Origin of the sequence: Haladaptatus sp. AB643 (assembly GCF_024136975.1) — an archaeon.
Taxonomy (GTDB): Archaea; Halobacteriota; Halobacteria; order Halobacteriales; family Haladaptataceae; genus Haladaptatus.
The window spans coordinates 38,293-53,233 of the sequence record NZ_JAMYJW010000003.1 but is presented as its reverse complement, the minus strand read 5'-3'; the positions used below and the strand labels follow the sequence as shown (position 1 = coordinate 53,233).

The following is a 14,941-nucleotide window of genomic DNA, read 5'->3' as shown; positions in this document are numbered from 1 at the left end:
TCCCGCTCACACTTCTAGCGACGACGAACACTTTTAATCCATCCCGTCCCAACTTCGGGTGATGAACGTTGACGACCATGCCGAGGCGCTCGCCTCCGACCTCGGTGTTGACAAAGAGGAGGTCAAAGCAGACCTGCAGAACCTCATCGAGTACAGTGTGCCGGTAGACGAAGCCAAACAGAGCCTTCGACGAAAGTACGGCGACGGCAGTTCGAGCAGTTCCTCGCCCTCGACGGCCGATATCGCCGACGTGACGACGGACATGGGCAACGTCACGATCACCGCGAAGGTGCTCACCGTCGGCCAGCGCTCGATCCGCTATCAGGGCAACGAGCAGACGATTTTCGAGGGGGAACTGGCCGACGAAACCGGGAAGATTTCCTACACGGCGTGGAACGACTTCAGCCTCAGTCCGGGTGAGGTCATCACCGCGGGCAACGCGGGCGTGCGAGAATGGGAGGGTAACCCCGAACTCAACCTCGGGGACAGCACCAACATCGCACGCGAGGGGGGCGAACTCGACGTATCCTACAAAGTGGGCGGCGACGCGACGTTGGCGGAGGTCCGACCCGGCGACCGCGGCGTCGCACTGGAGGTGACGGTTCTCGAAGTCGAGAGCAAAGTCATCGACGGACGCGACGGCGACACCGAGATCAAGAGCGGTATCGTCGCCGACGAGTCGGCGCGACTCCCGTTCACCGACTGGGAAGCGCGCGACGAAGTGACGGAGGGTGCGGAGATTCGCGTAGACAACGTCTACATCCGCGAGTTCCGCGGCGTGCCGTCGATCAACTTCTCGGAGTTCACGACCGTTTCACCCCTCGCGCGCGAGGTGGACGTGAACGACAGCGCGACGCGCATGACCGTCCGCGAGGCGGTCGAAACCGGCGGTGCGTTCGACGTGGAAGTCCTCGGTAACATCGTCGCGGTCCGCGACGGGTCGGGACTCATCCAGCGCTGTCCCGAGTGCGGCCGCGTGGTGCAGAAGGGCCAGTGTCGAAGCCACGGCCAGGTCGACGGGCAGGACGACCTACGTGTGAAAGCCATCGTGGACGACGGGACGGGAACCGTCACCGCGATTCTGGACGCCGACCTCACCGCGGAAGTGTACGGCGGCGGTCTCGAAAAGGCCCGACAAGCGGCCCGCGATGCGATGGACCAGGAAGTCGTCGCGGACAGCATCCGCGAGGAGATCGTCGGCCACGAGTACCGCGTCCGGGGCAACCTCTCGGTGGACGACTACGGCGCGAATCTCGAAGCGACCGAGTTCACCGAGACGGACGACAACCCGGCCGAGCGTGCGAAGGCCTTCCTCGCGGAGGTGGACGCATGAGTTCGCAGGGTGGCGTCGGCCGCCGGGAAGTCGCGTGGCGAATCTTCGCCGCCGAGTACGACGGCTCATCGCTCGAACACTCCGACAGCGACGAGGAGCGCGCGCCGAACTACGTCGTCACGCCGACGGGGGCGCGAATCAACCGCCTGTTCGTCGTCGGGGTGCTGACCGAAATCGAGCAGGTCGGCGACGAGGTGCTCCGCGCCCGGATCGTGGACCCGACCGGCGGGTTCGTCGTCTACGCTGGCCAGTACCAGCCTGACGCGCTCGCGTTCCTCGAACGCGCCGAAGCGCCGATGTTCGTCGCCGTGACGGGCAAGGCACGGACGTTCCAGCCCGAGGATTCGGACTTGGTGTACACCTCGATTCGACCGGAGAGCATGAACGCGGTCGATGCCGAAACACGCGACCGCTGGACAGTCCAAACGGCACAACAGACCCTCGACCGGATTCGCACGTTCGCCGGTGCGCTCGACTCCGGCCAGCGCGGGGAGGACCTGCGCCAGGCGCTCGAAGCCGCCGACGTGGACACCGGCCTCGCCGCCGGTGTTCCGCTGGCGCTCGACCACTATCGGACGTCGACGCCGTACCTCGCCGAGTTGCAGGACGTGGCGCTCGATGCGGCCCGCGTCGTCGCGGGCGAACAGGACGAGGTCGGTACGGTCGACGCGTCGCCGGACGACCCCGGCGACGCGACGCTCGACGTGGACGTGTCGCTCGAAACGCCCGACGTCGAGACGGAAGTCGGGACGGAAACGGAACCAACGACCGAATCCGCCGAATCCGAATCGACGTTCGATTCGGAACCGGCAGCAGAGGGCGAATCGGTGGTGGATTCGGAACCGGCAGCGGACACCGAATCGACGGCGGAAGCCGGGTCGGAGTTCGACGCTGGAACGGTGTCCGAGTCCGAGACCACAACCGAACCCGAATCGGCGACCGAACCCGAATCGGCGACGGAAACCACGGCTCCGGACGCCGATCCGGAACCCGAAACGCCGCCAGCGCAAGCCCGCGAACCGGAGGAGTTCGAGGAACCGGCCGAACCGGAACCGACGGACGCCGAATTGGCCGATTCGGAACCGGCAGGGGGAGAACCGGTCGGTGAAACCGGTGTCGAGGAGTTCGACACGGGGAGCGAATCCGCGGACGACTCCACCGACGAACTCGGCGATTTCGATTCGGGAACGTCTGAGGATGACCTCGGCGACTTCGACGACCAGCCGATGGGCGAGGACGTGAGCGGCGAGATGTACGAGTTCGACGAGGGTGAACGCGAACAGATAGAGGAGGAGTTCGGCACTGAGTTCACCAGCGGTGCGGAAGTCGATGCGCCGGGCGAAGCCGACATCGAAACGCCGGAACCGGCCCAGGAGATGGCGACGGAATCGGAATCCGAACCGGACACCGACACCGCCGCCGAACCGGCAGAAGCGGCCGGGCCGGAGGCCGGGACGGCACAGCCCGAACAGACTGAAGCGACCGAACCGGAACCGACACCGACCGAAGGAGCGGAATCAGAATCCGAAGCGGCGGAATCCGAATCCGAGTCCGAACCCGAATCGGCGGACGAGGATGGCGAGAAATCCACGCCCGAGAACCTCGAAAACATCGTGATGGAGGTCATGCGTGACATGAACGATGGCGACGGCGTCGAGAGCGAACGCCTCATGGCGAACGTCGTGAACTCCTACGACACGACGCCCGCCGAGGTCGAGGATGCGTTGCAGGACGCGCTGATGGCTGGACGGTGTTACGAATCCGGCGAGGACACCCTGAAACCCATCTGATGGCGCTGGTCGAACCGGTTCCCGGCGAACCGGCCGCAACTGCGACGCTCGGCGACGAACGGGCGCTCGTGGTGGCGGATTACCACGCCGGAATCGAGGACGGACTCCGCTACGAGCAGGGGATCAACCTCGACAGCCGTGCGGACGAGCGCCGCGAGCGAATGGCGTCGCTCGTCCGGCGAACCGACCCGGATAGGGTCGTCGTCCTCGGCGACTTCATGCACTCCATCGCCGGGCCGGGTGGGGCCGAGCGCGGCGAAATCGAGGTGCTGCTGGAATCCATCGATCAGCCGGTGACGCTGGTGAAGGGGAATCACGACGGGGATATCGAGTCGTGGGTCGACTGTGCGGTGACGCCGGGCGACGGGGTCCGACTCGGGGACGTGGGATTCGTCCACGGCCACACGTGGCCGAGCGAGGACGTGCTCTCGGCGGACGTGGTCTGCGTCGGTCACGAACATCCCTGCGTGCGATTGGAGGACTCGGTCGGCGGCAGCCGAATCGAACGCGTCTGGTTGCGCGGCCGCGTGAATCCGGAGCCGTTCGTGGAACGGTACGACGGAGAGTTCTCCATCGACGCCCAACTCGTCGTCTTTCCCGCGTTCAACGACCTGACGGGTGGGACGTGGGTGAACGTCGCGGGCCAGGGATTCCTCGCGCCGTTCCTGCCCGACGGACTCTCGGACGGCGAGGCGTACCTGTTGGACGGAACGCGATTGGGAGCGTACGACGGGGTTTGAACGGCCGTGTGTGTTTTCATGGCTCACGCTGTGTGACGATCCATGGACGTGAGCTTCGACTTCAGCGGCGATGTCGTCCTGGTCACGGGTGCGAGCGGCGCGCTCGGCAGCGCGGTCTGTGCCGCGTTCGCGGACGCCGGGGCGACGGTGTGTGCGACCGACGTGGTCGAACCGGACGAGGATTCCCCACTCGACGGCGAGCGAGTCGATTTCTACGAGGCCGACTTCACCGACGAATCGGCCGTCGAAACCGTCGTTTCGGACGTCGTCGACGACCACGGCGGTCTCGACGCGCTCATCAACATCGCGGGAACGTGGAAGGGCGGGTCACCCATCGAGGAGACGGACGTGGGGACGTTCGACCTGCTGTTCGACGTGAACCTGAAGACGATGTTCCTGGCGGCCAAACACGCGCTGCCGCATCTCCAGGAGAGCGAGGGCGCGATCGTCAGCGTCAGCGCCCGAGCGTCGCTCGAAGGCGGGGAAGGGGACGGACCGTATCGGGCGTCCAAAGCGGGTGTCAGACTGCTCACCGAGACGATCGCCGAGGAGAATTCAGGTGTGGTTCGAGCGAACGCCGTGATGCCGAGCGTCATCGACACGCCCGCGAACCGGGAGATGATGCCCGACGCCAACCACGACGAGTGGGTTTCCCCAGAAGATATCGCTTCCGTGATGTGTGTGCTCTGTAGCGACGCCACGAGCGTGACCAGTGGGGCGGCGGTTCCGGTGTACGGCGAAGCCTGATCCGACCCCGAAAACATCATTACGTTTGAGGTTTTTCGGTGTCAATTAGTCTCTCAGTGGTACGATATCACGCCGCTTTGATTTCGGATTCGGCTGTTTGGTGGATTGACGAGTCATTTTCTTACACGAATATAATATGAGATAATCATTTATTCGGGTGATTAATTGACATCGTGCAGTTTATACGCATCAGTTAAGAATGGCAGGCATACACATGTCACAACGAGAAACGTGGACATCCCGAATGGGGTTCATTCTGGCTGCTGTCGGAAGCGCCGTTGGACTCGGCAACATTTGGCGATTCCCGTATATGTCTGCACAGAACGGCGGGGCGGCCTTCCTCGTGGTCTACCTCGTCGCGGCGGTTCTCATCGGACTGCCCGCCATCCTCGCGGAGTTCGTCATCGGGCGCGAGACCAAGAAGAACATCGTGGACGCGTTCAGAAACCTCGGTGGGCCAGTCGCAGGAATCATCGGACTCCTCGGCCTGTTCACTGGGTTCTGGATTCTGTCGTACTACAGCGTCGTCGGTGGATGGGTCATCCAGTACATCCTCGGGAGTTGGACCGGCGCGTACTTCGGCGACCCCTCCCAGTACTTCGGACAGATTTCGGCGGGTACTGGAACGATACTGTTCCACTTCGTGTTCATGGTACTCGTCGTGGTTATCGTCGCGCTGGGTGTCGAGAAAGGCATCGAGATGGGGACAAAAATCATGGTTCCGTCCATCGCCATCCTGATGGTCGGACTCGCCCTGTGGGCATTCACCCTCGACGGCGCTGCAGCGGGCTACGACTACTTCCTCTCCCCCGACTTCGGCGTCATCGTGGACAATTACCAGTCCATCATCCCCGCCGCCGTGGGACAGGCGTTGTTCTCGCTCTCGCTCGGGATGGGGGCGATGGTGACGTACGCGTCCTACTTGGACGGTGACGACAACCTTCTCACCGACGGACTCAGCATCGTCGGCTTGAACTCCTTCATCGGCGTTCTCGCCGGATTCGTCGTCTTCCCGCTCCTGTTCGCACAGAGCATCGACCCCGGTGAGGCCGGCGCGGGTGCGGTGTTCATCACCCTCGCAAAGGCGTTCGCGAAACTACCGGCGGGGAAGATAGTCGGTCTCGTGTTCTTCGTCATCCTGCTCATCGCGGCGCTTTCGTCGGCGATTAGCCTCCTCGAAGTGGTCGTCTCGTACTTCGTGGATAACTACTCGCTCAGTCGGCCGGTCATCACAGTCATCGTCGGCGTCATCGTGTTCGCCCTCGGTGTCCCGTCGGCGCTGAGTCTCGACACGTTCACCATGTTCGACAATATCGCGTCGAACCTCCTCCTCCCCCTCGGCGTCGTGCTGACCGTCATCTTCGTCGGATGGGTGTACAGCGCGGGAGCGGTTCAAGAACTCCGACGTGGCCTCGGTAAGACCCGCGGCAACATCGGCACGATTTGGCTCACGCACCTCCGAGTGGTCGTGCTCATCGCCGTCATCGGAACGCTCGCACTGAGCCTGATGTCGTTCTTCTGAGCGTCGTCCGGCACCGGCACTGATTCTTTTTTGTCGAGTACTTAAACAGCGACGAGTAAAATCGACGAACCGTAGACAACAGTCCTGATTTCATGTCCATTCGAATCTGAAAATCGATTTCTGATGCCCCATCGCGTGTGTTAATAGCATTTTGATGGTTTCTAACCTCGAAAGTCTCATATCCCCTGGGCAAGCGAGTGCATAGCAATGGTACGTGAATCGTGGGCGAGTCGGGTCGGCTTCATCCTCGCGGCGGTGGGGAGCGCGGTCGGCCTCGGCAACGTCTGGCGCTTTCCGTGGATGACGGCCGAATACGGCGGAAGCGCGTTTCTCGTGGTCTACCTCTGTATCGTGTTGCTCGTCGGCGTCCCCGGACTCCTCGCGGAGTTCGTCATCGGTCGCCGCTCGAACCGAAACCCGGCCGGGGCGCTGGCCCGCCTCGCACCCGGAACCAAATCGTGGGGGTACGTCGGCCTGTTCGGCGTCCTCACGGCGCTCATCCTCTTGTCGTTCTACAGCGTCGTCGGCGGGTGGATCGTTCGTTACTTCGTCGCCAGCTTTTCGGGGTCGTACTTCGCCGACCCGAGCGGATACTTCGGCACCATCAGCTTCGGCTGGGAAGCCGTCGCGTTCCAAGTCGCGTTCCTCGCGCTGACCGCACTGGTCGTCCTCGGCGGGGTCCGCCGCGGCATCGAGGCCGCGACGAAGGTGATGATGCCGGTCATCGTCGTTCTGCTCGCGGTGCTCGCCGGATGGGCGATCACCCGACCCGGCGCGGGAGCGGGATTGTCGTTCTACCTCCACTTCGACCCGGCACCGATCAAGAACGACCCCATCGGGATGCTCCGCGCCGCGGCCGGACAGGCGCTGTTCACGCTCTCGCTCGGCGTCGGGACGATGATCACCTACGCCTCGTATCTGGGAGAGGACAACAGCCTCCCGTTCGACGGGAGCGTTATCGCCGTGCTGAACACCGCGGTCGGTGTCCTCGCAGGACTCGTCGTCTTTCCGCTCCTGTTCGCGTTTCAAGGCGGTCTCACGGAAGTCACGAGAGGCGGCGAGTCCGGCGCGATTTTCATGGGCGTCGCCGGAGCGTTTCGGGAGATGCCGTACGGTGAGGTCGTCGCCGTCGGCTTCTTCGCCGCCATTCTGTTCGCCGCCCTGTCGAGTTCCATCAGCATGCTCGAAATTCCCGTCGCGTATCTCGTGGACGAACAGGACGTCTCCCGGCGGAGCGCGACGCTCGGCCTCACCGCGCTGGTGCTCGTCACGGGTGCGGTCTGTGCGCTCACCCCGTCCGTGTTCACCTTCGTCGCGGGAACGCTGGTCGATCTGATGCTGACGGCCGGACTCGCCGGATTCCTCGTCTTCACAGGGTGGGTCCTCGGCAAGAACGCCCTCGCGGAGTTCGACTCCGGCGCGGGCGGGATCGCGCGGTCGCTCGGAACGCCGTGGCTGTGGGGCGTCAGGACGATTCTGCCGCTGTTCTTGCTCGTCACGCTTGGGCTGAACCTCTACTCGTTGCTGTCAGGCTGACGAAGCCTTTCCCGACACAGTACGGAAACCTTTTGCGCCCGCTGGTACTGCAATTCCGCAATGACAATGCGTCCGGGTGTTCAGCGATGACGATGGACGAGCGCATCGACGAACTACGCGAAAAACGCCGCGAGGCGGAGCAGGGCGGCGGTGAAGAGCGCATCGAGAAGCAGCACGAGCGGGGGAAGATGACGGCGCGCGAGCGCATCGACTACTTCCTCGACGACGACACCTTCAACGAGTTCGACCAACTGCGAACCCACCGAAACCACAACTTCGGCATGGAGGAAAAACAGGTCCCCGGCGACGGCGTCGTGACGGGTTACGGCGAGGTCAACGGCCGAAAGGTGTTCGTCTTTGCCCACGACTTCACCGTCTTCGGTGGCTCGCTCGGCGAAGTGTTCGCCCAGAAAGTGACGAAAGTCATGGACAAGGCGATGGAAGTCGGCGCGCCAATCATCGGCCTGAACGATTCCGCCGGTGCGCGGATTCAGGAAGGTGTCGAATCCTTGGCTGGCTACGCGGACATCTTCCACCGCAATCAGCAGGCCTCGGGCGTCGTGCCCCAAATATCGGCCATCATGGGTCCGTGTGCGGGCGGCGCGGTGTACTCGCCCGCCATCACCGACTTCATCTTCATGGTGAAGGACACGAGCCACATGTTCATCACCGGCCCGGACGTCATCGAGACGGTCACGGGCGAGGAAGTCACCTTCGAGGAACTTGGCGGCGCGACGACCCACACCGACAAGAGCGGGGTCGCCCACTTCGCCGAGAACAGCGAGGAGGAAGCACTGGACGACATCCGCCGTCTGCTCTCGTATCTCCCGCAGAACAACGTCGAGGACCCGCCGCGCTTCGACCCGTGGGACGACCCGGAGCGCCGCGACGAGGAACTGAAATCCGTCGTGCCCGACCAACCGCGCAAACCGTACGACATCACGCGCGTCATCGACGGCGTCGTGGACGAGGATTCCTTCTTCGAGGTGCAGGAAGGCTACGCGAAGAACCTCGTCGTGGGCTTCGGCCGCCTCGACGGGCGCTCGGTCGGCATCGTGGCGAACCAGCCCCGCGTCAACGCCGGAACTCTCGACATCGAATCCTCGGAGAAAGGCTCGCGGTTCGTCCGCTTCTGTGATTCGTTCAACATCCCCATCGTGACGTTCGTGGACGTGCCCGGGTTCATGCCCGGCACGGACCAGGAGCACGGCGGCATCATCCGCCACGGTGCGAAACTGCTGTACGCCTACTCCGAGGCGACGGTGCCGCTCATGACCGTCATCACTCGCAAAGCGTACGGTGGCGCGTACGACGTGATGGCAAGCAAGCACATCGGCGCGGACGTGAACTACGCCTGGCCGACCTCCGAAATCGCGGTGATGGGCCCGCAGGGTGCGGTCAACGTCCTCTACAGTTCGGAACTCGAAGAGGCCGACGACCCCGAGGCGCGCCGCGACGAACTCATCGAGGAGTACCGCGAGCAGTTCGCCAACCCGTACACGGCCGCCGACCGCGGCTTCGTGGACGACGTCATCGAACCGCAGGAGACCCGCCCGCGACTCATCGACGACCTCGACATGCTGATGAGCAAGCGCAAATCACAGCCGGAAAAGAAACATGGAAATATCCCACTCTGAGGACATCTCCCTCTCGATTCCGCCGGACGCCTCCGAGGAGGAAGCCGCCGCGATCATGGCGGCCATCAACGTCATCCTCCGCGAACGGGAAGCGGCCGCTGCGGCAGCGGAGAACGAGGAACCGGATTGGGACGGCGAGCGCTGGCAGTTCGCCGGACGGATGTCCGGATTGCAGAACCGTGATGTGCGTGTCCCGATGAACGCGCCCACGGACGCGTGGAGCGCGGCGGGGCGGACGACGCGGTTCTGATCTTCGACGCTATCGGAGGGTGTCACCCGAGTAAATCGCCGATTTGGTGCTTTTTTTGTGGTGCGAACGAACGTGATCTGCTCTCTGGGGACGGCGATCGACCAATTTCACTTCCAGTTATGGTTTCAGGAGACAATAAACCGAATTCACATGCACATGAAGGTGAAATGGTCGATATCTCTTTTTCGCACTGCTCCATATTGCACTAATAGGGATTAGCGAGAGAATTCGGCCACTGGTTCTCTTTACTCACCAGTGGCTGTCAAAAACGTCGTGCGAGATACAGGGAGCGTATCTCATAACAAGCATGCTATTTCATTAGATTTAAATGATAAACATCATATGAAGAAGTATGAGTGACTCGTTTAACCAACAATTAAATATTCTAATTGTAATATGTTCAATGATTCTTGGTATTGCTTTGACACATCTATTATTGTCTGGGTGGGGGATTTTATTCTATATATTTGCAGGAATCATTACACTTCTCATGATTGTTATTTCATTCTATTATTTGCGTCATTGAGGCGACAACAATCAGTTATAGTGGTGACCGATACACACTCTGAATCGGCTATCGGAATTTCAACTAGTCATGAAACTGCTGCATTAGGATGTATGAAGACTCCTGCGAATCATTATAAACAGACGTGGTCACACAGACAGATGCCTCCAATACACTAAGAGAGATCGTGAGTTTAGAGGATCGAGATTGAGAGAAGATTGACGGCAGTTATTCCGAACGCAAATCCGACCATACCACCGAGAAGATTGGCAGCAACACGTCCAATCGTATTCTTAAGAACACCAACGGTGGAGAGGAGGTCATTCATCAGCCTCGCAAAGCCAAGTATGAATAGGAAAACGATAGTGGTCGCAATCACATAGCCGAGAAGTTGATTCATATGCTCTTATTCGGCTAGAGAACCGGTGGATGGAAGGATTCCATGAAATCCGCTTCCCCGAGGACGGCGAAGTGACGCAATTCGCACTACAACCTCCCTATAGATATTATTGAAGGGTAGGAGTTATCCACTGCCGCTTATACTGCCCACAGGAAGTAAACCACCAAAACCGGACAAAGTCAAAGAATCGACCTCGCTGCCGTCGGACGTTCTACTTCGGTTATAGAACCAATCATTCATCTCGAAACGGGGCGAAGTCCCAGAAATCAGACTGCTTTGTATCCAATCGTTTGGAGCAATCGAACCGACCACCGATTTCAAAGAGAGTTGCACTAACTAATGCACCACGAACGATTCAGAGATTGAGAGGGATATCGGGACATGTCCACTCCCACGTAATTGAACGGCAGTGGCGAAACGCACCACAGGACGAGAAGCGCCTCCAGATACTATACTCGACACACCGCCAGCATGTGCTCCGAGAAATCGACCACCGCACGGTCCTCCCGGAGCAACTTGACGAGTCGCCGAACGTCCTCGACGGCCTCGTCGCTCGCCTCCGCTAACTCCGGTTTCATGCGGTTGGCAACGCCCTCAAGACCGACCAGTTGCTCGACTTCGAAACCGGCGTCCTCCAACTCCGCCTCGAACTCGTCGGCGCGGAAGAAGTGACACTCCGCCCAGCCTTCGCCGTTCGCATACTCGTCCACGCGCTCTTCGGTGTACTTGCCGTCCTCGGCGATGGGAACGAGGAGGCCGTGCGACCAGTCGAGGTTGAACTTGAGGATGTCGCGGATGGGCGCAAACCTGCTGATGACCGAGACGAAGACGGGTGCGTCGTCACCCGCGACCCGTCGGAGCTCGGCCATCGCGCGTGCGCGTTCGGTATCATCCACGACGTGGCTCAGGGGACCGCCGAGACAGCAGACGGCGTCGAAATCATCGTCTTCGAAACGCAAGTCTCGGACGTCACCTTTCTCCGCCGAAATCACGTCTTCGAGGCCGCGCTCGGCGGCGTTTTCGCGGGCGAGTTCGACCTGCGTCTCGCTCACGTCCACGAGGGTCACGTCGTAATCAGCGCCAGAATCCATCGGTTCTGACGAGCAGTCGGACGTGGTCCGACGACCACGCTCGGCGAGCCAAACCGCGTAGCGCCCCGCCGCGCCGCCGACGTCGAGAACGCGGCCCGATTCGGGGAGGTGTTTGTCGAGGTAGTCCACTGTATTCTCGAACTCCATGCGGGTGACGGGGTCGCGTCCCAGTCGCTCCCACTCGTTTTCGCCGTACTCGTCGTAGTAGTTTCGAGGGTTCATGTCGCTCATCGGCGGTCCTCGCTGGTTGATCGTCGGTTGGCGTTGCTGTCGATACGTCGGCCTGATCGGGTGCTGGTGTACATTTGTCGCTGTGGGGTGGTTGCTGGTCGAAGACGAGTCATCGAATCGCCCGGTTTCACCCCGAGGCCGCGTCAGCGGCGAAATCGGGACTCCACCCGGCGAAAAGCAGGTGCTGGCCCGTGATTCGGCCCAGCGGCGGGTGGAGTCGGTCGTTGCACGCCCGAGATGTCAGCGTGTGATGAGAAAAAGCTACCGCTTCGAGGGGTCGTGGGACGGAATTACCACCCGTCAACCCCTGTGTGACGCTCCCGTTGACACTCGTGGGCGACCCTGAACCGACAGAATGAGGTTACCCACCCGAATACGTTCTCACAAGAATGTTCGATAAGGTTCTGGTCGCAAATCGCGGGGAAATCGCGGTCCGCGTGATGCGCGCCTGCGAGGAACTCGGAATCGACACGGTCGCCATCTACAGCGATGCCGACCGAAACTCCGGTCACGTCCGCTACGCCGACGAAGCCTACAACGTCGGCCCGGCCCGTGCCGCGGAGTCCTACCTCGACCAAGAGGCCATCATCGACGCCGCGGAGAAGGCGGGCGCGGACGCGATTCACCCGGGCTACGGGTTCCTCGCGGAGAACGCCGACTTCGCCGCGCTGGTCGAAGCCACGGACGGCGTGACGTGGATCGGCCCGAAGAGCGAGTCGATGGAACAACTCGGCGAGAAGACGAAGGCTCGCAAGACGATGCAGGAGGCAGGGGTGCCCATCGTTCCCGGGACCACCGACCCCGTCGAGGACCCGTCGGAAGTCACGGAGTTCGGCGACGAGTACGGCTACCCCGTCGCCATCAAGGCGGAAGGTGGCGGTGGCGGCCGCGGGATGAAAGTCGTCCGCGGTCCCGAGGAAGCCGAGGACCAACTCGAATCCGCCCAGCGCGAGGGTGAGGCGTACTTCGACAACGCCAACGTCTACCTCGAACGCTACCTCGAAAACCCGCGTCACATCGAGGTCCAGATCATCGCCGACCACCACGGCAACGTGCGCCACCTCGGCGAGCGCGACTGCTCGCTGCAGCGCCGTCACCAGAAGGTCATCGAAGAGGGTCCGTCGCCCGCGCTCTCGGACGAGCTTCGGGAGAAAATCGCGGAGTCGGCCCGCGACGGTGCGGCCGCTTCCGGCTACTACAACGCCGGTACGTTCGAGTTCCTCGTGGAGGAGGACGAGACGCGCGGTCCCAGCGAACTCCTCGGCATGGACACGGACTTCTACTTCCTCGAAGTGAACACCCGGATTCAGGTCGAACACTGCGTTACGGAGTGGTTGACCGACGTCGATATCGTGAAGTGGCAGATCCGCGTCGCCGCCGACGAACCGCTCGGCTTCGAACAGGACGACGTGGAACTCGAAGGCCACGCGATGGAGTTCCGCATCAACGCCGAGAACGCCGCGAAGGACTTCGCGCCCGCGACCGGCGGGAAGCTAACGACCTACGACCCGCCGGGAGGCATCGGCGTCCGTCTCGACGATGCGCTTCGACAAGGTGACGAGCTCGTCACCGATTACGACTCCATGATCGCGAAGCTCATCGTTCACGGCGGTGACCGCGAGGAGTGTATCGTTCGCTCCAAGCGCGCGCTCGCCGAATACGACATCGAGGGAATCCCGACCATCATTCCGTTCCACCGTTTGATGCTCGACGACGAGGAGTTCGTCGCCGGGACCCACACCACGAAGTACCTCGACCACGACCTCGACGCGGAGAAAATCGAGGAGGCACAGGAGAAGTGGGGAACGACCGAATCGTCGGACGACGACGAGGAGGTCGTCGAACGCGAGTTCACCGTCGAAGTCAACGGCAAGCGCTTCGAAGTCAACCTCGAAGACCGCGGCGGCGTCGCCGCGGTCCCCGCGAACAACGGCGGCGGCGGCAGCCAGAAACCCGAGCCAGCGGGCGGCAGCAGCGACGGCGGCGAGACCGTCGTCGATGCGGAGGGCGAGACGGTGTCCGCCGAGATGCAGGGCACCATCCTCGACGTGAAAGTCGAAGAGGGTGACGAAATCGAGTCCGGTGACGTCGTCTGTGTCCTCGAAGCCATGAAGATGGAAAACGACGTGGTCGCCTCCCGCGGCGGCACCGTCACGCAGGTTGCGGTCAGCGAGGGCGAGAGCGTCGATATGGGCGACGTGCTCGTCGTCGTGGACTGAAAACGGTCGAACCGGTTTTCGGATTTTTCGAGTCGTTCGAGCCGTTGCTATCGATCTATGTCGAGTGGAATCACACATCTGCACAACACACATTACGGAATCGTGTCTCTTCACGAGGAGATGCCGTTTCCAAACCTCGCCGGAAAGCAGGACGCCGAACCATTGGTCACGCCCGCAGAGCACTCCGAGTACAAACACGCGGAGGACGAATCAGGGCTCGAACGACTGCCGAAGGCAGTCGTTCTCTGTTACAGTCGCACGCTGATGGACTACCTCACCGAGAGCTACGACGGCCAGCACGTCGGCAACTACTATGGCGACCTCTACGCCTTCGAGGACGCCGACTTCGAAGTCGGCGTCCTCGGGAACTTCGGAATCGGCGCTCCTGCTACGGCGATGCTGATGGACGAACTCGTCGCGGACGGCGTCGGGAAGTTCCTCTCCGTCGGATTCGCCGGTTGTCTGGACGAGGCCATCGGGATGGGTGAGTTCATCGTCTGCGACAAGGCCATCCGTGACGAAGGGACGTCACACCACTACGTCGAATCCGAAAAGTACGCCCACGCGAGCGACGCTCTCACCGACGAGACCATCGGAGTGCTCCGCGAGCGCGAAGAGGCGTTCCACGTCGGGCCGTCGTGGACCATCGACGCGATGTATCGGGAGACCAAGGAAGAAGTCCAACAGTACGCCGATGAGGGCGTCCTCACCGTCGAAATGGAAGCGTCCGCAGTGTTCGCCATCGCCGCCCACCGCGGAGTGGAGGCGGCGTCGATGTTCGTCGTCAGCGACTACCTCGGTCCCTCGGACTGGGAGCCGAAGTTCCATCTGACGCGGGAGGACATGCAACATCTCGGGGACACGGCCAAGGACGTTCTCGCCGCGAGTCCGAACTGAGCCGATGCTCGGCGATTGGTTCATACCATCCCGGTACATAATC

The 14,941-nt window shown here is 61.8% G+C and carries 11 protein-coding genes; 10 read left to right on the top strand and 1 reads right to left on the bottom strand.

All coding sequences use genetic code 11. The features are described 5' to 3' along the window. Nucleotides 1–61 precede the first annotated feature (61 nt). The 8 genes from NKF25_RS07265 to NKF25_RS07230 all read left to right on the top strand — a co-directional run bounded on the left by NKF25_RS07265 (nucleotide 62) and on the right by NKF25_RS07230 (nucleotide 9,555). Nucleotides 62–1,333, top strand: coding sequence for a Single-stranded DNA binding protein (locus tag NKF25_RS07265; protein WP_253226038.1), 1,272 nt, complete (start codon nucleotides 62–64; stop codon nucleotides 1,331–1,333). Beyond that, entirely contained in the window at nucleotides 1,330–3,123 is a 1,794-nt protein-coding gene (locus tag NKF25_RS07260) for a hypothetical protein (protein WP_253226037.1), read from the top strand. The genes NKF25_RS07265 and NKF25_RS07260 overlap by 4 nt, the downstream gene beginning before the upstream one ends. Further along, the gene (locus NKF25_RS07255; protein ID WP_253226036.1) at nucleotides 3,123–3,863 is read left to right on the top strand and encodes a metallophosphoesterase; all 741 of its coding nucleotides are present in this window, start codon (nucleotides 3,123–3,125) and stop codon (nucleotides 3,861–3,863) included. Before NKF25_RS07260 ends, NKF25_RS07255 begins: the two co-directional genes overlap by 1 nt. Nucleotides 3,864–3,905: 42 nt before the next feature. Beyond that, complete coding sequence (locus tag NKF25_RS07250; protein WP_253226035.1) at nucleotides 3,906–4,610, top strand: SDR family oxidoreductase; 705 nt, start codon at nucleotides 3,906–3,908, stop codon at nucleotides 4,608–4,610. A gap of 214 nt (nucleotides 4,611–4,824) precedes the next feature. Continuing rightward, on the top strand, nucleotides 4,825–6,132 hold the full coding sequence (locus tag NKF25_RS07245; protein ID WP_253226034.1) for a sodium-dependent transporter: 1,308 nt from the start codon (nucleotides 4,825–4,827) through the stop codon (nucleotides 6,130–6,132). Nucleotides 6,133–6,339: 207 nt separating this feature from the next. After that, nucleotides 6,340–7,668, top strand: a complete 1,329-nt coding sequence (locus NKF25_RS07240) for a sodium-dependent transporter (protein WP_253226033.1) — start codon at nucleotides 6,340–6,342, stop codon at nucleotides 7,666–7,668. Nucleotides 7,669–7,754: 86 nt separating this feature from the next. Continuing rightward, the gene (locus NKF25_RS07235; RefSeq protein WP_253226032.1) at nucleotides 7,755–9,305 is read left to right on the top strand and encodes an acyl-CoA carboxylase subunit beta; all 1,551 of its coding nucleotides are present in this window, start codon (nucleotides 7,755–7,757) and stop codon (nucleotides 9,303–9,305) included. After that, nucleotides 9,286–9,555, top strand: a complete 270-nt coding sequence (locus tag NKF25_RS07230; RefSeq protein WP_253226031.1) for an acc operon protein — start codon at nucleotides 9,286–9,288, stop codon at nucleotides 9,553–9,555. The genes NKF25_RS07235 and NKF25_RS07230 overlap by 20 nt, the downstream gene beginning before the upstream one ends. Nucleotides 9,556–10,909: 1,354 nt before the next feature. Here the strand turns inward: NKF25_RS07230 and NKF25_RS07225 are convergent. Continuing rightward, a complete protein-coding gene (locus NKF25_RS07225) occupies nucleotides 10,910–11,782 on the bottom strand; it encodes a class I SAM-dependent methyltransferase (RefSeq protein ID WP_253226030.1) in 873 nt (290 codons plus the stop codon). 389 nt (nucleotides 11,783–12,171) lie between these two features. Between NKF25_RS07225 and NKF25_RS07220 the strand changes: the two genes are divergently transcribed. Continuing rightward, the gene (locus NKF25_RS07220) at nucleotides 12,172–14,001 is read left to right on the top strand and encodes an acetyl-CoA carboxylase biotin carboxylase subunit (RefSeq protein WP_253226029.1); all 1,830 of its coding nucleotides are present in this window, start codon (nucleotides 12,172–12,174) and stop codon (nucleotides 13,999–14,001) included. A gap of 120 nt (nucleotides 14,002–14,121) precedes the next feature. Then, nucleotides 14,122–14,898: a nucleoside phosphorylase gene (locus tag NKF25_RS07215; protein ID WP_253226028.1), complete on the top strand. Its 777-nt coding sequence runs from the start codon at nucleotides 14,122–14,124 to the stop codon at nucleotides 14,896–14,898. The last annotated feature ends 43 nt before the right edge of the window (nucleotides 14,899–14,941 follow it).